Source organism: Nocardioides sp. (genome assembly GCF_050699375.1).
Classification (GTDB): Bacteria; Actinomycetota; Actinomycetes; order Propionibacteriales; family Nocardioidaceae; genus Nocardioides.
This window is the reverse complement of sequence record NZ_JBOHDN010000339.1, coordinates 12,647-32,024: the sequence shown is the minus strand read 5'-3', so window position 1 is coordinate 32,024 and position 19,378 is coordinate 12,647. Positions and strand designations below refer to the sequence as shown.

Genomic DNA, 19,378 nt, shown 5'->3' with positions numbered 1-19,378 from the left:
ACGAACAGCGTGTTACAGGCGTCGAGGAGCACCACGTGAGCAGATACAAGAAGTACGACGGGGGCGACCCGCTCGCTCCGCCGGTCGACATCGCCGAGGCGCTGGACGCGATCGGCGAGGACGTGATGTCCGGCTACTCACCCGAGCGGGCGATGCGGGAGTTCCTGCGGCGTGGTGGACAGGACCAGCGCGGCCTCGACGACATCGCCCGGCAGGTGGCCGAAAGGCGCCGTGACCTGCTCCAACGGCACAACCTGGACGGTACGCTCGAGCAGGTGCGTGAGCTGCTGGACAAGGCGGTCCTCGAGGAGCGCAAGCAGCTCGCCCGCGACGTCACGATGGACGACGGCGACCGCGCCTTCCGCGAGATGCAGATCGACAACCTCTCGCCCAACACCGCGGCGGCGGTCAGCGAGCTCTCCTCCTACGACTGGACCTCACGCGAGGCGCGGGAGGCCTACGAGGAGATCAAGGACCTCCTCGGCCGCGAGCTGCTCGACCAGCGGTTCCAGGGCATGAAGCAGGCCCTCGAAGGCGCCACCGAGGAGGACCGCGAGGCGATCGCCGAGATGCTGCGTGACCTCAACGAGCTCCTCGACAAGCACAACCGGGGCGAGGACACCCCCGAGGACTTCGAGGAGTTCATGGCCAAGCACGGCCACAACTTCCCCGAGAACCCGCAGAACATCGACGAGCTGCTCGACACCCTCGCGCAGCGCTCGGCGGCCGCCCAGCGGATGCTCAACTCGATGTCGGAAGAGCAGCGACGTGAGCTGATGGAGCTCTCCCAGCAGGCCTTCGGGTCTCCCTCACTGATGGAGCAGATGGCACAGCTCGACGCCAACCTGCAGGCAGCGCGGCCCGGCGAGGACTGGTACGGCTCCGAGGAGTTCGGGGGCGGCGAGGGTCTCGGTCTCGGCGACGGCACCGGTGTGCTCCAGGACATCGCCGAGCTCGACCAGCTCTCCGAGCAGCTCCAGCAGTCCTATGCCGGCTCGCGGCTCGACGACATCGACCTCGACGCCCTCTCCCGGCAGCTCGGCGACGAGGCCGCCGTCGACGCGCGTACGTTGCGGGAGCTCGAGCAGGCGCTGCGTGACTCCGGACAGATCGAACGCGGCTCCGACGGTGACCTCAGGCTGACCCCGAAGGCGATGCGCCAGCTCGGCAAGGCCCTGCTCCGCGACGTCGCGCAGCGGCTCTCCGGGCGGCAGGGTGAGCGCGACCTGCAGCGCGCCGGTGCGGCGGGCGACCTCTCCGGCTCCTCGCGGCCCTGGGCCTTCGGCGACACCGAACCCTGGGACGTACCCCGCACGATCACGAACGCCGTCATCCGAGAAGTCGGAGAGGGCCGGGCCATCTCGACAAGCTCGACACAGCGCTCGACAGGCTCGACCGCCGGAAGCCGGGTCCGGTTGAGCGTCGACGACATCGAGGTGCAGGAGACAGAGGCCCGTACGCAGGCAGCGGTCGCCCTTCTCGTCGACACCAGCTTCTCGATGGCCATGGACGGCCGTTGGGTGCCGATGAAGCGCACCGCGCTGGCGCTGCACACCCTGATCAAGAGCCGCTTCCGCAACGACGACCTGCAGCTGATCTCGTTCGGCCGCTACGCCCAGACCATGGAGATCGAGAAGCTGACCGCGCTCGACGCGATCTGGGACAAGGGCACCAACCTGCACCACGCGCTGCTGCTGGCCAACCGGCACTTCCGCAAGCACCCCGGCGCGCAGCCGGTGCTCCTGATCGTCACCGACGGCGAGCCCACCGCTCACCTGGAGCAGGGTGGTGAGGTCTGGTTCTCCTACCCGCCCCACCCGGTGACCATCGCGAGATCGGTCGAGGAGCTGGAGAACTCGCGCCGCCTCGGCGCCCAGACCACCTTCTTCCGCCTCGGCGACGACCCCGGCCTGGCTCGCTTCATCGACTCCATGGCCCGTCGCGTCGAGGGCCGCGTCGTCGCACCCGAGCTGGACGATCTCGGCGCCGCGGTGGTCGGGTCCTATCTGGGTGACCGCACGGCGCGGCGTACGTCGAACTCCTACGGCGACTACCCCGACGCGTTCGGCAGCAGGGGCTGGTGGGCCGGCTGACCGACAGCGGCGAGCTCGGGCGCCGAGCGGTCGTTTCTCGCGCCCTGAGAAAACGATGCCGGGCCTGACGCGACCGAAGGTTAAGGTGCGGCCGTGCCAGAGGTGTCCCTGAACGTACTCGCCCTTCTCGCGCTGGCGGCCCTGGCCGCGGGGTATGTGGACGCGGTGGTCGGCGGCGGTGGCCTGATCCAGCTTCCGGCGCTGATGCTCTTTCTGCCCGGCGCCGCCCCGGTGCAGATCCTGGCGACCAACAAGCTGGCCTCGGTGTTCGGCACCTCGACCAGCGCCGCGACCTACTACAGACGCGTGGGCCCGGACCCGAAGACGTTCATCCCGTTGATGATCCTCGCCTTCGTCGGGTCGGCGCTGGGCGCGGTGGTCGCCTCGCACCTGCCCGCGTCCGTCTTCGAGCCGATCGTCCTCGTGGCCCTGATCCTGGTAGGGGCGTGGGTGGTGTTCAAGCCGTCCCTCGGGGAGGTGACCGCCCTGAAGTTCGACGACCACCGGCACGTGGTCGGCGCGATGGTCGTCGGGCTGGCGGTCGGTTTCTACGACGGTGCACTGGGTCCTGGCACCGGAAGCTTCCTGGTCATCGGGCTCGTCGGGCTGCTCGGCTACTCGTTCCTGGAGGCGAGCGCGAAGGCGAAGATGGCCAACGTGGCCACCAACCTCGCCGCGCTGGCCGTCTTCGTCCCCCAGGGCGCGGTGATGTGGAAGACCGGCCTGGTGATGGGCGTGTGCAACCTGGTCGGCGGCTACCTCGGGGCGCGGACCGCGGTCGCGAAGGGTGCCGGATTCGTACGCGTCTTCTTCATCGTCGTGGTCGCCGGGTTCATCGTTCGCATCGGCGGCGGCGTGCTCGGACTGTGGTGAGATGCACTACCTGAGCATCGCCCGCGACGGCGCCGCCGAGATCGAGGAGAAGCGGTCCCGGTTCCTGTGCACGCTCGCGCGCGTGGAGGACGAGGCGGAGGCACGGGCGGTGGTCGAGCGGCTGCGCAAGAAGCACTGGGACGCACGGCACACCTGCTCCGCCTTCCGGATCGGTCCGCCGCCGCAGCCCGTCGAGCGGTCCAACGACGACGGGGAGCCGGCCGGCACCGCCGGAGCGCCGATGCTCGAGGTGCTTCGTGGCGCGGGCGTCTCGGACACGGTCGCCGTAGTGACCCGCTGGTTCGGCGGCACGCTCCTGGGCGCCGGCGGCCTGGTCCGGGCCTACTCCGAGGCGGTACGCAGCGCCCTGGACGAGGTCGGCACCCTGCGCCGCGAGCTGGTCCGGGAGTATGAGATCGAGGTGGCGTACGACGCCGCCGGCCGCCTCGAGACCGACCTGCGCTCCAGCGGGGTGGCCGTCCTCGACACCGCCTACGGGGACGCCGTGACCCTGCGGATCGGGGCTCCGCCGACCGAGGAGAAACGCCTCGAATCGCTCCTCGCCGAGCTCACCGCGGGGTCGTCTGTGCTGGTCTCGGGCGAGGACCAGTGGGTGGACCTTTAGAGGTCGGGCGAGAAGGTCCTGCCTGCTGCGCGCCGCCCCGGCACGCACCCGGCTGCGTTGTCGTCGGTCGACGGCCAACACCGGGCCGCCTCCCTCCTCCGCCTTGCCGGGCACGCCCCGGAACCACGCTCGCGACGGCAGCCGCTTCTCGCCCGACCTCTGACGTTTGGGAGAATGGCCGTGTGAGCGACCATAGCGAGACGCCCGTGGACCTTCCTTCTGGCTGGACGACGAAGGTCCCAGACCTCGATGATCTGCCTGCACTGCTGAGGCTCAGGGCAGCCGACAAGACGCCGTTCGAAGGCTCCGAGAATGTCGATGAGGACGTCATCGCGGGTGAGGTGGCCGGGGCCGCGTCCTGGACCCGCCAGCAGCTTCTCGCGGTTGATCCAGAGGGTTACGTACGTGCCTGGGCGATCGCCCACGACCGCGCCGCGGGCCGCACTCTCGTCTACCTCTACGTCGACCGCACCATCTCCCAGACCGCGGAGGTCGCCGCCGGGCTCTACGCCTGGCTCGGGGAGCAGGCCCGGGCGATGGCGGAGCTGCGTGGCATCAGCGAGTCCCACCTCGACGCCAGCCCGTTCGCCGACGACACCGTGCAGCGGGAGTGGCTGGTGGCGGCTGAGTTCACCAACAAGCGCACCTGGCTGCACATGAGCCGGCAGGTGCTGCCCGACGAGGAGGTGCCCGAGCTTCGCGACGGCGTCACGATCCATCCCGTCGAGACCCACGAGAACGGTATGCCCGTGGCAGCCGACCTGCAGACCGTCCACCAGACGCTGGAGGAGTCCTTCCAGGACCACTTCAACTCCTACCGGGAGAGCTTCCCGGAGTTCGTACAGCGGCTGCGCGAGGAGCCCGGCCATCGCTGGGACCACTGGTGGCTGGCCTATGTCGACGACACCGAGGCCGAACCCGAGCCTGGCCCCGGGACTGACTCCGTCGACTCAGATGTTTTGGCCATCCCGGCCGGCACGCTGGTGGCCTCGGTGCTGCCCGCCAACGCGGCCGGTGTCGAGGGGACCTATGTCGAATACATCGGCGTCAACCGCCACGCCCGTGGCCGCGGAGTGGCCAAGGGCCTGCTGTACGCCGTCATCGGCGATGCGATCGAGCGCGGCCGGGACCGGGTCTGCCTGGAGGTCGACGCCGACAGCCCGACCGGCGCCGACGGGCTCTACAAGTCGATGGGCTGGGTGACCGACTACATCACCGAGTCGTGGCACAAGGACGTCACCGTCTGATTGTCTGACGATCAGGGGCTGACGTCGGGAAGCCCGAGGTCGAGCGTCGGTGCCTCGGTGCCGCCGTCGACCTCGAGCATCTTCCCGGTGACGAACTTCCCGGCCGGCGAGGTCAGATAGACCGCCGCTGCCGCGATGTCCTCCGCCTCGCCGATGCGTCCCAGCGGCGTCTTCGCCTCGATCTCGCCGCGCATGCGGTCGTCGCCCGCGACGAACTCGAGCGCACTGGTCCGCACCGACCCGACGAAGATCCCGTTGACCCGGATCCGCGGCGCCAGGTCGGTCGCGGCCAGCCTCGTCCAGTGCGCCAGCGCCGCCTTCGCGGTCCCGTAGGCGAGATAGCCACGCCCCGCCGTACGTCCCATCATCGAGCTGATCGACACCACCGACTGCTGCCCGTCAGGGCTCTTCAGCAGGTAGGGCACCGCCGCTCGCGTCAGCGCGTGCGCGGTCGTCACGTTGAAGTGGAAGGCCTCCTCGAGGTAGCCCTCGTCGGTGTCGAGGAACGTGTTCGGGATCGTCCCGCCCACGTTGTTGACCACGATGTCGAGACGCCCGAACTCCTCGTACGCCTGTTCCGCCAGCCCCGCCGTCGCAGCCGTGTCGGCCAGGTCCGCCGGCACCACCAGCGCCCGGCGCCCCACCGCCTCGACCCTCTCGGCGACCTCCCGGAGCTGCTTCTCGGTGCGCGACGCGATCACCACGTCCGCCCCCGCCTCCGCCAGCGCCACCGCCGTAGCCGCCCCGATCCCGCGCCCCGCCCCCGTCACCACAGCCACATGGTCGGTCAGTCTGAATCGATCAAGAATGCTCATCTGAAGTCCTTTCATGCCGAGAAGTCACAACCGCAGGCCGAGAAGTCAGTTCCGCAGGCCGAGAAGTCACCGCACTGACTTCTCGGCCTGCACAAGTGACTCTTCGGCCTGCATACCTGACTTCTCGGCGGCGGGGGTTGTCAGTGGGTGTGGGTGCCGGTCACGAGGCCGCGGCCGGTGATGAGGGGGAGGTCGAGGGGGGAGACGAGGCCGGGGGAGGCGTCGACGACGGCGGGGATGGCGTTGACCAGCCGCTGGGCGGTGACGATCATCCCGGAGACGTTGTGGTCGCCGTGCTCGCCGTGATGGCTGAAGTCGACGGTCATCGACGGCTCACCGGTGACCTCGATGCGGTAGCAGCCGTCTCCGGTGGCCGGGACCGGCCAGTCGGGATCGGACCCGGAGTCGGTACGTGTGACGTGCTCCAGCGTGATTCGGGGGACCCCGTTCACCGTCCCGGTGACGGTGAACCGGACCGAGCCCTGGGTGCCCTCGGGGATGTCGAGGGAGACGGTCGAGGTGTCCTTCGCCGCCGGGCGCCGTTCGATGTCCTCGATGAGCGGCTCGTCGAGGGTCACGCCGAGCCCGGCCGCGAGGACGCGCACGACAGGGCCCCAGGCCGTACTCAAGATCCCGGGCTCCCACAGGAACGGCTTGTCCTCGAGCGGTCGCCCGAAGCCGAAGAGGTCCTTCATCACGACAGGCTGGTAGTACGTCGAGTAGTCCGCGATCTCGCTGACGCGAAGGTGGTCGATCCGCTGCGAGAGGGAGGTGATCGCCAGCGGCAGCACGTCGTTGGCGAAGCCCGGGTCGATGCCGTTGACGTGCAGCGAGGCGCCGCCCTCCCGCCCCGCCTCGTCGATGCCGGCGATCATCTCGTCCGGCAGGATCCCCTGAGGATGCACCAGGATCACCGGACCGGAGGAGACCACGTTGACCCCGTCCCGGATCAGTCCGGTCAAGTCGTCGATGGACTCGAACACCCGGTCGTCGGTCATCGCGGCGTGGAGCACACAGTCCGGCTTCAACGCCAGCAGCTCCTCACGCGACGTGGTCGCCAGCACCCCGAGCGATCGCCCGAGCCCGGCCAGCTCCCCGGCATCCTTCCCGGCCTTCTCAGGCGTCGAGGTCCAGACCCCGACCAGCTCCAGGTCGGGATGCGCATCCACCCCCGTGATCGCATGACGACCCACCGTCCCGGTGGACCAGACGACGACTCTGAGGGGCTTTTCGGGACTCTGTGGGCTTCCGGGCACGTGAGGCATGACCCCAAATCTAGAACGCGTTTCAGTTTCGCGAAAGTGATTCGCCGAGGAAACTCCGCGCCGCTACGTTGACGCCCATGACCGAGGCACTCTTCGAAGACACCCGCCATCCGACCGGTGCCCCCTACGTCGCGGACGAGTCCACGACCCTGCGCACGTTCCTCGACTTCCACCGGGCGACCCTGCTCAGGCAGGTCGCGGGCCTCGACCACGAGCAGCTCAACCGCCCATTCCCGCCCACGAGCATGACGCTGGCCGGACTCGTCAAGCACATGGCGTACGTGGAGGACATCTGGTTCGGCGTACGCCTGGCCGGCAACGGTCCGGTCCCGCCGTTCGACACGGCCCCCTGGGGCGACGACGGGGACTGGGAGTTCAACAGTGCCGCCGGGGACGACCCCGAGGCGCTGCGCACCCTGCTCCGCGACGCGATCGCTCGCTCCAACGACCTCACCGACACCGCTGGATCCCTCGACCGCATCGCGGTCGGCACGACCGGCGACGGCCAGTCGATTAGCCTGCGCTGGATCCTGGTCCACATGATCGAGGAGTACGCCCGGCACTGCGGCCGCGCCGACCTCATGCGTGAAGCCGTCGACGGAAGGAAGGACCTCTGATGCGGATCCGCGAGGCGACGGCCGAGGACTGGCCGCAGATCTACCCGTTCTGGTCCGAGATCGTGGAAGCGGGGGAGACCTACGCCTATCCGGAGGGTCTGACCGCTGACGAGGCCAAGGACATGTGGATGTATGACCATGTGGTCGTCGCGGTCGAGGGAGACGACCGGAACGAGCACATCCTGGGCAGCGCCAAGATGGGCCCGAACCGCCCCGGCCGGGGCCGCCACATCGGCACGGCCTCGTTCATGGTCTCCTCGAGCGCTCGTGGCAAGGGCGTCGGCCGCGCCCTCGGCGAATACTGCGTGGACTGGCATCGCGAACAGGGCTTCCACGGCATCCAGTTCAACGCGGTCGTGGAGACCAACACCACCGCCGTACGCCTGTGGCAGTCCCTCGGCTTCCAGATCATCGGGACCGTCCCCGGCGCGTTCGACTCGACGTCGCACGGCCGGGTCGGCCTCCACGTGATGTATCTGCCGCTGGGCTGAGATCAGGCGGTCGCGGGGAACGCGATGCCCGTGTTCGCGTGGCAGCGGTAGCCGTTGGGCACGCGGTCCAGATACTGCTGGTGGGCGGGCTCGGCGGCGAAGAAGGTCGGGACCTCGCGGATCTCGGTGGTGATCTCGCCATAGCCACGCCGCGCGATCTCGTCGCCGTAGACCTTGGTCAGCTCCTCGGCAGTCTTCCGCTGCGAGTCGGAGACGTAGTAGAGCGCCGAGCGGTACTGCGTACCGACGTCGTTGCCCTGCCGCATCCCCTGCGTGGGGTCGTGGACCTCGAAGAACTTCTTGACCAGATCCCCGTAGGAGACCACGGCAGGATCGAAGACGACCCGGACCGCCTCGGTGTGGTTGGTCTGGCCGCTGCAGACCTCGTCGTACGTCGGGTTGGCCGTCGTGCCGCCCTGGTAGCCGGCCGCGGTCGAGTAGACCCCCGGCATCTGCCAGAAGATCTCCTCGGCACCCCAGAAGCAGCCGAGACCGAAGTACGCCACCTCGGCCCCCTCCGGCGCCGTGCCGTCCTCGGGGGAGGCGAGCAGGGGAGTGCCGAGGACGCGGTGCTTGGCGGGCAGCTCGAAGAGCGCCTGGTCGCGCCCGGCGAGCGCACGGTCCTCGGAGACGAGCTGAGTCGGTCGGCCGAACATAAGAGGTCCTCCAGAAGTCGGGTCTGCTACCAGTCTCCAACACAGTTCGTCGCGCGAACGTTCCCGGATGGGCGCAGAGCCCGATGGCATGGAATACAGCATCGGACGTAGGCTCGGCGTGTGAGCGAGCAGCAGCACCTCGGCAAGGCCGGTTTCGAGACCAAGGCGATCCACGCGGGCTACGAGCCCGACCCGACGACGGGTGCGGTGATCCCGCCGATCTACGCCACCACGACCTACAAGCAGGACGGCGTCGGTGGCCTGCGGAACGGCTACGAGTACAGCCGCTCCGCCAACCCGACCCGCACCGCGCTCGAGGGCGCCCTCGCAGCGGTCGAGGGCGGCGAGAAGGGGTTCGCCTTCGCCTCCGGCCTGGCCGCCGAGGACACCCTGATCCGCAGCCTGATGCGGCCCGGTGACCACATGGTCATTCCCGACGACGCCTACGGCGGCACCCACCGGCTCATCGACAAGGTCGAGAGCCAGTGGGGCATCGCGCACACGCCGGCCCAGGTGGCCGACGTCGACGCGGTCGCGGCCGCGATCCAGCCGGGCAGGACCAAGGTCGTCTGGGTCGAGACGCCCACCAACCCGCTGCTCAACATCGCCGACATCGCCGGCCTGGCGGCGCTCGCCCACGAGGCCGGCGCGCTGCTGGTCGTCGACAACACCTTCGCCAGCCCCTACCTGCAGCAGCCGCTCACGCTCGGCGCCGACGTGGTCGTGCACTCCACGACCAAGTACGTCGGCGGCCACTCCGACGTCGTCGGCGGCGCCGTGGTCGTCCGCGACCTCGGGATCGCCGAGAAGATCGGCTACCTCCAGAATGCCGCCGGCGCGATCGCGGACCCCTTCGGCGCCTGGCTGACCCTGCGCGGCCTCAAGACCCTGGCCGTACGCATGGACCGCCACTGCGACAACGCCGAGCGCATCGCCGACTTCCTGACCTCGCACCCGAAGGTCGGCGAGGTCATCTACCCGGGCCTGGAGACCCACCCCGGCCACACGACCGCCCAGAAGCAGATGAAGCGGTTCGGCGGGATGATCTCCTTCCGTGTCGAGGGCGGCGAGGCTGCCGCGCTGGCGGTGTGCGAGCGCACCAAGATCTTCACGCTGGGCGAGTCGCTCGGCGGTGTCGAGAGCCTCATCGAGCACCCCGGCAAGATGACCCACGCGAGCGTCGCGGGCACCGACCTCGAGGTGCCGGCCGACCTGGTGCGGCTCTCGGTCGGGATCGAGTACGTCGAGGACCTGGTCGCCGACCTCGAGCAGGCCCTTGACCAGGGCTGACGAGTCACAGACCGCGGTCTGCGTCGACTTCGGCTCCACCTGGACCAAGGCGCTCCACGTCGACCTCGACACCGGTGAGGTCCTCGGCACCACGAGCGCGCCGACGTCACTGGACGAGGTGATGGAGGCGTACGACGCCTGCCTGGCGACCCTCGCCGAGCAGGACTCCCGGGCGGCCGACGCCGAGATCCTCGCCTGTTCCTCGGCCGGCGGCGGGCTCCGGATCGCCGTGGTCGGCAACGAGGAGCTGGTGACCGCCGAGGCCGGGCGTCGAGTCGCTCTGTCCAGCGGCGGCAAGGTCGTCGCGGTGATCGCCACAGGAAGTCGTGAAGCTGAGAGTGACCTAGGGGCCACTCTCAGCTTCACAACCCCTGACCTGGTGCTGCTCACCGGGGGCACCGACGGCGGCAACAGGCAGGCCGTCATCGATGCCGCAGGCCAGCTCGCCTCTGCCGGATGGACCGGGCCGGTCGTCTACGCGGGCAACCAGGAAGCGCGGGACGAGGTCGCCGCGATCCTGACCGACAACCCCCTCCGGACCTGCGACAACGTCGTTCCCAAGATCGGCGTCCTCGCCCCGCAGAGCGCCCGCGAGGCCGTACGCGAGACGTTCCTCGAGCACGTGATCGGCGGCAAGGGGCTCAGTCAACGCGCAGAGTTCACCGAGATCGTCCAGGGCGCGACCCCCGACGTCGTGCTCCAGGGCGTCGAGACGCTGGCCGAGGTGCTCGGCGAGGACGTGGTCGTGGTCGATGTCGGCGGGGCCACCACCGACGTGCACAGCGTGGTCCGTCCGGACCCAGAGGCCGAGCACGTACGCGAGGAGGTCGTCGCGGTCACCCCGGTGACCCGGACCGTCGAGGGCGATCTCGGGATGCGGTGGTCGGCGACCACGACCCTGGATGCCGCCAACCACGCCGACCCGTCCCTGGCCGAGTCGGATCTGACCGGCGAGGCGGAGCACCGCCGCAACAACCCCGGCTGGCTTCCGTGGACCGAGCAGGACAAGGACATCGACGAGCTGCTGGCGAGGATCGCGATCTCCACCGCCCTCCAGCGGCACGCCGGACGCTCCCGGGTGGTCCTCTCCCCGGGCGGCAAGGTGATCGAGCGCACCGGCACCGACCTGCGCCGGGTCGGTGTGGTGATCGGCTCCGGCGGCGTACTCCGTCATGGTCGTCCGCGCATCGAGGAGCGGGTGATGCGTTGGTCGACTCGTGGCGGCTGGCAGCTCCCGGAGACGACCGGAGCGAGGTCGAGCGGCGAGACGACCGGAGCGAGGTCGAGCGGCGAGCTTGCTCGTCCGCTTGCGCCGAGCGAGGGAGTAACCGCGCGCAGCGCGGAGCTTGATCGTCCGCTTGCGCCGAGCGAGGGAGTAACCGCGCGAAGCGCGGAGGCGCCGCGACGGACCGTCGACAGCGACTACGTGCTCGCCGCGGTGGGGCTGCTCGCGCGGTCACATCCGGATGCGGCGCGCACCCTCGCGACCCACCTCACACCCTCCCGGTAGCCTCTGTCAGGTGACGGATCAGGGGGATGCTCCCAACGGCGACAAGTCGACCGCGAAAGGGAGCTTCGAGCGGGTGACAGGCGCGTTCAAGCGCAACCGGGAGGAGCGCGGGGCACAGCGCCAGGCCCAGCGCCAGGCCCAGGAGGAAGCGGACGCGCGTGAGTCGGCCGAGGTGGCCAAGGAGGCCGCCGCCGAGGCGCGCGAGTCGGCCGAGAACTTCGCCCTCCGCCTGGTCAACCAGTTCGAGCGCCTGCGCGAGGAACGCCAGGAGCAGCTGGCCGCGCCCGAGCCGGACAACCCACCGAAGCCGGTGACCCGGTCCGACGTTCCCTACGGTGTGGAGCTGGCCGCCCAGTGGGGCTGGCGGTTCCTGGTCATCGTCGCCGCCGGCTATCTCATCGTGCGAGGCCTCGGCCACCTCAGCATCGTCGTGGTTCCGTTGGTGATCGCTCTGCTGATCGCCGCACTCGTCGCACCGATCGTCAACGGTCTGGCTCGGATCGGCATGAAGCGGAGCATCTCGGCCCTCTTCGTGGTGATCGGGGTCCTCGCCGTGGTCATCGCCATGCTGAGCTTCGCCGGCACCCAGGTCGCCAACGGGTTCACCGACCTGGCCGGCCAGACCGTCAAGGCACTCGACGAGATCCGCGACTGGCTGATCAACGGCCCGTTCCATGCGAGCGAGACCCAGATCGACACCTGGCTCAACACGGTCCAGACGACGGTCGAGGACTGGGCGGCGGCGTACGCCTCCAACCCGTTCTCCCGGGTCAGCGAGGTAGGCGGGGTTGCGCTCGACGTCTTCGCCGGCCTGTTCATCGTGCTCTTCTCCACCTACTTCTTCTGCGCCGAGGGCGAGCGGATCTGGGGCTGGATCGTCCGGCTCGCGCCGCGCGCCGCGCGCAGCCGGATGGACAGCTCGGGCCGTGTCGCCTGGGTCTCGCTGACCCAGTTCACCCGGGCCACGGTGATCGTCGCCGCGGTCGACGCGGTCGGCATCATGATCATCGCCGCGGCCCTGCAGGTCCCGTTCGTGGTCGCGATCGGCGTGCTGGTCTTCCTGAGCTCCTTCGTGCCCCTGATCGGTGCCACCGTCGCCGGCGCGGTCGCGGTGCTCGTCGCGCTGGTGTCCCAGGGACCGGTGACGGCGCTGCTGATGCTCGGCGGCGTGATCCTCGTCCAGCAGCTCGAGGCGCACGGCCTGCAGCCGTTCCTGCTCGGCCGCTGGGTCCGGGTCCACCCGCTCGGCGTCATCCTCGCGGTCGCGACCGGCATCGTGCTCGGTGGCGTCGCGGGTGCGCTCGTGGCCGTGCCTCTCGTGGCCGCCCTCAACGCCGTGGCCAACCACCTGACCGCGGCACCGGCGGCGGCGACAGCGGTGCCAACACCGCCACCACCTCCGGTGCCGGCCAGCGGGCCGACGTCACCGCCACCATCGAGCCCAGGAGCAGGAAGTGCCTGACAGACAGGGTCAGACCAGCACTGGTCAGCCAACTTATGGCGACATCGTCGACGCCCGCGAGCTGCTTCGCGGCTACATCACCGAGACGCCCGTCCAGGGAGCCCGCTGGCTCACCGACCTGGTCGGCGACACGGTCATCCTCAAGTGCGAGAACCTGCAACGTACGGGCTCCTTCAAGGCCCGAGGAGCATTCGTACGCATCGCCCGGCTGCCCGAGGAGCAGCACAAGCTCGGGGTGGTGGCCGCCAGCGCGGGCAACCACGCGCAAGGCGTCGCACTGGCAGCGCGCACCCTCGGCATCCCGGCGACGGTTTTCATGCCCGAGGGCGCGCCGATCCCGAAGGAGAAGGCCACCCGCGCCTACGGCGCCGAGGTGATCTTCGAGGGACAGTACGTCGACCAGTGCCTCTCGGCGGCGTTGGAGTTCGCCGAGCGCACCGGGGCGGTCATGATCCACCCCTTCGACCACGCTGATGTCGTGGCCGGTCAGGGCACGATCGGGCTCGAGATCCTCGAGCAGGCCCCGGAGGTGAAGACGGTCGTCATCCCGCTCGGCGGGGGCGGCCTGCTCGCCGGCGCCGCTCTGGCGATCAAGGAGAAGCACCCCGATGTGAAGATCATCGGCGTGCAGGCGGAGACCGCCGCCGCCTACCCGGTCTCGCTGCGTGAGGGCCGTCCGATCCGCCTGGACAAGATGCCGACGATGGCCGACGGCATCGCGGTCGGTCTGCCGGGCGAGACCAACTTCCCGATGATCCAGTCCTATGTCGACGAGATCCGCACCGTCTCGGAGGAGGCGATCTCCGGCGCGCTGCTGGCTCTGGCCGAGCGGGCCAAGCTGGTCGTCGAGCCGGCCGGGGCGGTCGGCGTGGCGGCCCTGATGGACGCGCCCGATGCCTTCGAGGGACCGGTCGTGGTGGTGCTCTCCGGCGGCAACATCGACCCGCTGCTGCTCGGCAAGGTGATCCAGCACGGCATGACACTGGCCGGGCGCTACCTTCCGGTCGCGGTGACGATCCCTGACGAGCCGGGGGCTCTGGCCACGCTGCTGGCGGTCATCGGCGACACCGGTGCCAACGTCATGGAGGTCGTGCACTCGCGCACCAACCCCGGTCTCCGGCTCGCCGAGGTCGGGGTGCAGCTACAGCTCGAGACCCGCGGCCAGACCCACGCTGCGCGCGTGCTCGAACAGCTGCGCAACAAGGGGTATCCAGCGATCAGCCCGTGACGTGCCGGGGAACGGTCCGGGGAGCGGTCCGGAGGTCGGAATGCACAACGAATCGGCCGCGAACTGTCTTTCGGTGTGGTTGCCTTGTTAAACTGAAAGTTCTGACAATCTCCCGCAGGACGTTCAGCTGGGTGAACTATGCCCGCACAGCAGGGAGACAAGGCGCCGGTGATCGGGGGTTTACCGGCGCCCCTTACCTATATTCACTACCCATCAGGAGAAACTCGCTATGACTCAGTCGACCGAGACCACGGCTGCCACGATCTGGCTCAGCAAGGGTGCATTCGACAAGCTCACCGCGGAGTTGGAGTACCTGAAGGGCCCCCGGCGCCAGGAGATCCTCGCCGAGATCAGCTCGGCCCGCGACGAGGGCGACCTCAAGGAGAACGGCGGCTACCACGCCGCCCGCGAGGAGCAGGGGAAGCTCGAGGGCCAGATCCTGCAGCTCGAGGCGCTGCTGCGCAAGGCGGACTCCACGGTCCCCGCGGACGACGGCGTCGTCTCGGTCGGCAAGCTGGTCACCTTCAAGTTCGAGGGCGATGACGACGACGAGGCCGAGACCCGCCTCATCGCCTCGATCGAGATGAAGGAGTACGCAGGTGGTGTCGAGATCTCCTCCGCCGCCTCGCCCATCGGTGCGGCCCTCATCGGCGCCAGCATCGGCGACACGGTCACGTACGAGGGCCCGCGCGGGCCGCTCAAGGTCGAGATCCTGAAGATCGAGGTCTTCACCGGCTGAGCAGGTCGCGCGATCTCCCGCGGGTGGCTGCGCGGTCAGTCGACCGTGCAGTCACCCCACTCGACGCGTAGTGCCCGGCGCTCGGTCGGGATGGTGATCGTCTGGCGTCCCTCGCCGGCGGTGAACTCGAGGTGTCCGACCTTCTCCTCCTGGTCGTCCTCGGCCTCGACGGTGCACACCGGCTTCGCGTCCTTGTCGTGGAGGCGTACGACGAAGGTCACCTCGACCTCGTTCTCGCTGACCGCCTCCCACTTCTCCAGCCCGGAGGAGACCTCGGGGTGCAGGGCTGCCCACAGCGCCCAGCCGAACCAGGCGACGATCGCTACCAGGGCGATGGCGAGGCCCACGATGAGCACACCCGGGCGACGGCGCGGACCTCGGCCGTATCGGCTCGCGATGCGGCCCTCCTCGGATCCAGCCTCAGGGTTCACGGCTTCGGGCCCCGCTTCAGCAGATGACGGCGTGCTCACGTACGACATGGTCCCATCCCGCCCGAGGTGACCGCACATCCGCTACCACCAACGATGTCCGCGGAGTGGGAGCGGGTAACCGAAACGTGAGACGGAGCGTGGTTAGGATTGAACCCATGCCAGAGCAGCTCCAGCAGGCGTTCCGCCTGATGCACGTGCACGCGCACCCCGACGACGAGTCGAGCAAGGGCGCGGGGGTCACCGCGAAGTATGTCGCCGAGGGCGTCGACGTCCACGTCGCGACCTGCACCGGTGGCGAGCGCGGGGACATCCTCAACCCGAAGATGGAACGTCCCGGGATCCTGGAGAACATCCACGAGATCCGCCGCGAGGAGATGCATCGCGCCCGCGACATCCTCGGCATCAAGCAGGACTGGCTCGGCTTCGTCGACTCCGGCATGCCCGACGCGTTCATGGAGACGCGCGACCCCTCGCTGCTGCCCGATGACTGCTTCGCGCTGGTGCCGCTGGAGGTGTCCACCGAGCGGCTGGTGCGGCTGATCAGGTCGTTCCGCCCCCATGTGGTCACCACGTACGACGAGAACGGTGGCTACCCGCACCCCGACCACATCATGTGCCACCGGGTCTCGGTGGAGGCCTTCGCGGCCGCCGGCGATCCCGACCGGTTCCCCGACGCCGGTGAGCCGTGGCAGCCGCTCAAGCTCTACTACAGCCACACCTTCAACTACCCGCGCATGATCGCCGTGCACGAGGCGATGAAGCGCCACGGGCTCAGCTCGCCCTACGAGGATCGCCTGGAGAGCTGGAAGCGCCCGCCGGGCTGGGACGAGCGCGTGACCACGAAGGTCGAGTGCGCGGCCTACTTCGGAGTGCGGGACCAGGCTCTGCTCGCACACGCCACCCAGATCGATCCCGACGGATCCTGGTTCGCGGTGCCCCGTGAGGTCGAGAAGGAGGCCTGGCCGACCGAGGACTTCGAGCTGGTGACCTCCTACGTGCCGGTGCCCGAGGCCGAGCGGCGCGAGGAGACCGACCTGTTCACCGGGCTCGAGGCGTCCACCGCCGACGACGAGGGCAAGGCCGCGGTCGGCCGTGAGGTCAGCTTCGGCGAGGTCGTCACAGGCTGAGCCCGTCTGGGGGCCGGCTCAGGGCGGGGTGAGACAATGTCTCCATGTCCGGCCTCCCGATGACGACCCTTGCGACGACGCAGTCGATCCACACCTCCCAGCCCGCTCCCGAGCCCACCCCGCCGCAGGACGAAGACGTCGTCGCAGGCTGGACCGCCTTCGGCATCTTCATCGCGCTGTGCGTCGCGATGGCGGTGATCGGATGGAGCATGCTGCGCCAGTTCAAGAAGGTCGAGAAGGCCAAGGTCGAGGGCGTCTTCGGCGAGGAGGCGCAGGCTCAGGCCATCGCCAAGCAGGCCGCCAAGGACGAGATCAAGAAGGCGAAGCGCTAGCCCTGGCAGGGCATGGGCTAGAGCGTCGGCGCGATCGCCGGCAGCAGGTCCTGGAACGTACGTCCGTTGCCGATCGTCCCGATGGCGGTCATCACCCAGCCGCCGCCGTCGCGGCTGACCTTGGCCATGATCTGAGCGGTGTGCGGGCCGGTCTGGCTCAGCTCGTAGCGGGCGATCTCGGTGCGGGTCTTCTCGTCGACGAGACGGCAGAAGGCGTTCTGGATCTGGGCGAAGCTCTGTCCGGTGAACGAGTTGATCGTGAAGACGATCTGGGTCACCTCGGGAGGCAGCCGGTCGAGCTGGACCACGATCGACTCGTCGTCGCCGTCCCCGGCGCCGGTGCGGTTGTCGCCGGTGTGGACCACGGCGCCGTTCTTCGACTTCAGCTGGCGGAACCAGACCTGGTCGACGTGGGAGCCGGCCGCGTCGTACATGATCGCGGAGGCGTCCAGATCGATGTCGGCGCCGCGGAAGCCGCCGAAGAAGCCCTTCCTCTTCACCGCGTCCCACCCGAGTCCCATCCGGACGTACGTCAGGCCGTCGCCGTCACGCTTGACGAGCGAGACCGACTGGCCCTTGCTGAGCGAGACCGACATCTGTTCCTCCGGACTTGGGGTGAGGTGGTCTCGACAAGCTCGACCACCATGGTGCGGGCAGGTCAAACCTAGCCGTCGGCTGGCTATGGATCAGGAACGCGCCAGCGGCGCCGGACGTTGCTGAACATGTACGCGATAGGTTCGAGGGGCTCGGTCGCCACAGGGGGCGGCGCAGTCCAGATCCAAGGAGTGGAATCATGAGTGTCTCGCTCGCCAAGGGTGGCAACGTCTCGTTGACCAAGGAGGCCGGACCGGCCGGACTCAGCAACGCACTGGTCGGACTGGGTTGGGATGCCCGTACGACCACGGGTGCCGACTTCGACCTCGACGCGAGCGCCCTCGCGATCGACGCCTCCGGCAAGGTCCTCTCCGACCGCCACTTCGTCTTCTTCAACAACCTCACCTCGCCCGACGGCTCCGTCGAGCACCTCGGTGACAACCTGACCGGTGAGGGGGAGGGCGACGACGAGCAGATCAAGCTCAACCTGGCCTCGGCTCCCCCGGAGGTGGACAAGTACGTCTTCGCGGTGGCGATCTACGACGGCGACAACCGGGGCCAGAACTTCGGTCAGGTGAGCAATGCGTTCATCCGGGTGGTCAACGGCGCCAACGAAACCGAGATCGCCCGCTATGACCTCAGCGAGGACGCCTCCACCGAGACCGCGATGATCTTCGGCGAGATCTACCGTCGGGACGCGGACTGGAAGTTCCGCGCTGTTGGCCAGGGATATGCTTCTGGCCTGGCAGGTATCGCCAAGGACTACGGCGTCAACGTCGGCTAGTCGGGCGCGCCACATCAACCCCCGGCCCCGGACCTTCTCTCGGGGCGGCCAACATTTAGGACAGCAGTGATTTTCAAGACCTTCGGCTGGTCGTTCGCGGTGACCGCCGCGGCGCTGGTCGGCGCCCTCATCATCGGTGGACCGACCGCGCTGGTGCTGGTGGCCATCTTGTCGATCCTGGAGATCTCCCTCTCCTTCGACAACGCGGTGATCAACGCCAAGATCCTCGAGCGGATGAGCGAGTTCTGGCAGAAGATCTTCCTCACGATCGGCATCCTGATCGCGGTCTTCGGCATGCGCTTGATCTTCCCGCTGGTCCTGGTGGCGATCACCGCCCAACTGGGCCCGATCGAGGTCTTCGACCTGGCGCTCAACCAGCCTGACGAGTACGCGCACTACCTGGAGGCCGCTCACCCCGCGATCGCCGGCTTCGGCGGCGTGTTCCTGCTGATGCTCTTCCTCGACTTCGTCTTCGAGGAGAAGGAGTTCACCTGGCTCTCCTGGGTGGAGAAGCCGCTGGAGAAGATCGGCAAGCTCGACCAGGTCTCTGTCGTGGTCGCGCTCGTGCTCGTGGTTCTCGCCGCCGAGTTCCTGGCCGAGGACCCCGGCACCGTGCTCATGGCCGGCGCGCTCGGCATGCTGACCTACCTCCTCGTGAACGGTCTCGGCGAGCTCTTCGAGGAGACCGGCAAGGCGGAGATCGAGGCTGCCGACGAGGAGTCCGGGAACGGTTCGAAGGGCCCCAGCGAGGCTGCCAAGGCCACCGGCAAGGCCGCGTTCTTCCTGTTCCTCTACCTCGAGGTCCTGGACGCGTCGTTCTCCTTCGACGGTGTCATCGGTGCCTTCGCGATCACCCAGAACATCTTCATCATCATGGTCGGCCTCGGCGTCGGCGCGATGTACATCCGCTCCATCACGGTCTACCTGGTCCGCAAGGGCACCCTGAACGAGTACGTCTTCCTCGAGCACGGCGCCCACTGGGCGATCGGTGCCCTCGCGGTGATCATGCTCGTCACCATCGACCCGGACATCCACATCCACGAGATCGTCACCGGTCTGATCGGTGTCGTCTTCATCGGTGCCGCGGTCGCCTCCTCGCTCGTGTTCAAGCGGAGGAACCACGACAACGCCGACACCGACGACTCGGTGTCCGTCTCCTGAACGAACTTTCGTTCGTACGCCGCGAGGCGATGTCCTGA

At 68.7% G+C, this 19,378-nt stretch carries 20 protein-coding genes; 15 read left to right on the top strand and 5 right to left on the bottom strand.

Going from position 1 to position 19,378, the window contains the following annotated elements:
• Positions 1 to 35 precede the first annotated feature (35 nt).
• From ACRDPS_RS23130 to ACRDPS_RS23115, 4 genes are all read left to right on the top strand, one after another.
• Complete coding sequence (locus ACRDPS_RS23130; RefSeq protein ID WP_431504017.1) at positions 36 to 2,093, top strand: hypothetical protein; 2,058 nt, start codon at positions 36 to 38, stop codon at positions 2,091 to 2,093.
• A gap of 93 nt (positions 2,094 to 2,186) precedes the next feature.
• Complete coding sequence (locus ACRDPS_RS23125; RefSeq protein ID WP_431504016.1) at positions 2,187 to 2,966, top strand: TSUP family transporter; 780 nt, start codon at positions 2,187 to 2,189, stop codon at positions 2,964 to 2,966.
• 1 nt (position 2,967) lies between these two features.
• Positions 2,968 to 3,591 carry a YigZ family protein gene (locus ACRDPS_RS23120; protein ID WP_431504015.1) on the top strand — a complete coding sequence of 208 codons (624 nt, stop codon included), beginning with the start codon at positions 2,968 to 2,970 and terminating at the stop codon, positions 3,589 to 3,591.
• A gap of 182 nt (positions 3,592 to 3,773) precedes the next feature.
• On the top strand, positions 3,774 to 4,838 hold the full coding sequence (locus tag ACRDPS_RS23115) for a GNAT family N-acetyltransferase (RefSeq protein WP_431504014.1): 1,065 nt from the start codon (positions 3,774 to 3,776) through the stop codon (positions 4,836 to 4,838).
• Positions 4,839 to 4,849: 11 nt separating this feature from the next.
• On the opposite strand, the gene ACRDPS_RS23110 is transcribed toward ACRDPS_RS23115, so the two are convergent.
• A complete protein-coding gene (locus ACRDPS_RS23110; protein WP_431504013.1) occupies positions 4,850 to 5,653 on the bottom strand; it encodes an SDR family oxidoreductase in 804 nt (267 codons plus the stop codon).
• Positions 5,654 to 5,793: 140 nt separating this feature from the next.
• Positions 5,794 to 6,918, bottom strand: coding sequence for an NAD(P)H-dependent amine dehydrogenase family protein (locus ACRDPS_RS23105; protein WP_431504012.1), 1,125 nt, complete (start codon positions 6,916 to 6,918; stop codon positions 5,794 to 5,796).
• A 77-nt stretch (positions 6,919 to 6,995) separates the two neighbouring features.
• On the opposite strand from ACRDPS_RS23105, the gene ACRDPS_RS23100 reads away from it, so the two are divergent.
• Both ACRDPS_RS23100 and ACRDPS_RS23095 read left to right on the top strand, forming a co-directional pair.
• Entirely contained in the window at positions 6,996 to 7,535 is a 540-nt protein-coding gene (locus tag ACRDPS_RS23100) for a DinB family protein (RefSeq protein ID WP_431504011.1), read from the top strand.
• Positions 7,535 to 8,026 (top strand): N-acetyltransferase family protein, encoded by a 492-nt coding sequence (locus tag ACRDPS_RS23095; protein WP_431504010.1) that lies wholly within the window; start codon positions 7,535 to 7,537, stop codon positions 8,024 to 8,026. The genes ACRDPS_RS23100 and ACRDPS_RS23095 overlap by 1 nt, the downstream gene beginning before the upstream one ends.
• Before the next feature lie 2 nt (positions 8,027 to 8,028).
• Here the strand turns inward: ACRDPS_RS23095 and msrA are convergent, their stop codons facing one another.
• Positions 8,029 to 8,682 carry a peptide-methionine (S)-S-oxide reductase MsrA gene (gene msrA, locus ACRDPS_RS23090; RefSeq protein ID WP_431504009.1) on the bottom strand — a complete coding sequence of 218 codons (654 nt, stop codon included), beginning with the start codon at positions 8,680 to 8,682 and terminating at the stop codon, positions 8,029 to 8,031.
• Between the two features lie 120 nt (positions 8,683 to 8,802).
• On the opposite strand from msrA, the gene ACRDPS_RS23085 reads away from it, so the two are divergent.
• From ACRDPS_RS23085 to greA, 5 genes are all read left to right on the top strand, one after another.
• A complete protein-coding gene (locus ACRDPS_RS23085; RefSeq protein WP_431504008.1) occupies positions 8,803 to 9,972 on the top strand; it encodes a cystathionine gamma-synthase in 1,170 nt (389 codons plus the stop codon).
• Entirely contained in the window at positions 9,959 to 11,482 is a 1,524-nt protein-coding gene (locus tag ACRDPS_RS23080) for a glutamate mutase L (RefSeq protein ID WP_431504007.1), read from the top strand. Before ACRDPS_RS23085 ends, ACRDPS_RS23080 begins: the two co-directional genes overlap by 14 nt.
• A gap of 10 nt (positions 11,483 to 11,492) precedes the next feature.
• Entirely contained in the window at positions 11,493 to 12,944 is a 1,452-nt protein-coding gene (locus tag ACRDPS_RS23075; protein ID WP_431504006.1) for an AI-2E family transporter, read from the top strand.
• A complete protein-coding gene (gene ilvA, locus ACRDPS_RS23070; protein ID WP_431504005.1) occupies positions 12,937 to 14,172 on the top strand; it encodes a threonine ammonia-lyase in 1,236 nt (411 codons plus the stop codon). The genes ACRDPS_RS23075 and ilvA overlap by 8 nt, the downstream gene beginning before the upstream one ends.
• Positions 14,173 to 14,401: 229 nt before the next feature.
• Complete coding sequence (gene greA / locus ACRDPS_RS23065) at positions 14,402 to 14,911, top strand: transcription elongation factor GreA (protein ID WP_431504004.1); 510 nt, start codon at positions 14,402 to 14,404, stop codon at positions 14,909 to 14,911.
• A 35-nt stretch (positions 14,912 to 14,946) separates the two neighbouring features.
• Here greA and ACRDPS_RS23060 read toward each other — a convergent pair whose 3' ends face one another.
• Positions 14,947 to 15,390 (bottom strand): DUF4307 domain-containing protein, encoded by a 444-nt coding sequence (locus ACRDPS_RS23060; protein WP_431504003.1) that lies wholly within the window; start codon positions 15,388 to 15,390, stop codon positions 14,947 to 14,949.
• 107 nt (positions 15,391 to 15,497) lie between these two features.
• On the opposite strand from ACRDPS_RS23060, the gene mca reads away from it, so the two are divergent.
• Together mca and ACRDPS_RS23050 are read left to right on the top strand one after the other, a co-directional pair.
• Positions 15,498 to 16,469 (top strand): mycothiol conjugate amidase Mca, encoded by a 972-nt coding sequence (mca, locus tag ACRDPS_RS23055; RefSeq protein ID WP_431504002.1) that lies wholly within the window; start codon positions 15,498 to 15,500, stop codon positions 16,467 to 16,469.
• 44 nt (positions 16,470 to 16,513) lie between these two features.
• Positions 16,514 to 16,801 (top strand): hypothetical protein, encoded by a 288-nt coding sequence (locus ACRDPS_RS23050; protein WP_431504001.1) that lies wholly within the window; start codon positions 16,514 to 16,516, stop codon positions 16,799 to 16,801.
• Positions 16,802 to 16,818: 17 nt separating this feature from the next.
• On the opposite strand, the gene ACRDPS_RS23045 is transcribed toward ACRDPS_RS23050, so the two are convergent.
• Entirely contained in the window at positions 16,819 to 17,397 is a 579-nt protein-coding gene (locus tag ACRDPS_RS23045) for a TerD family protein (protein WP_431504000.1), read from the bottom strand.
• 197 nt (positions 17,398 to 17,594) lie between these two features.
• Here ACRDPS_RS23045 and ACRDPS_RS23040 point away from each other — a divergent pair, with 197 nt between their 5' ends.
• Both ACRDPS_RS23040 and ACRDPS_RS23035 read left to right on the top strand, forming a co-directional pair.
• Positions 17,595 to 18,179, top strand: a complete 585-nt coding sequence (locus tag ACRDPS_RS23040) for a TerD family protein (protein ID WP_431503999.1) — start codon at positions 17,595 to 17,597, stop codon at positions 18,177 to 18,179.
• A 66-nt stretch (positions 18,180 to 18,245) separates the two neighbouring features.
• A complete protein-coding gene (locus ACRDPS_RS23035; RefSeq protein WP_431503998.1) occupies positions 18,246 to 19,340 on the top strand; it encodes a DUF475 domain-containing protein in 1,095 nt (364 codons plus the stop codon).
• Positions 19,341 to 19,378 lie beyond the last annotated feature (38 nt).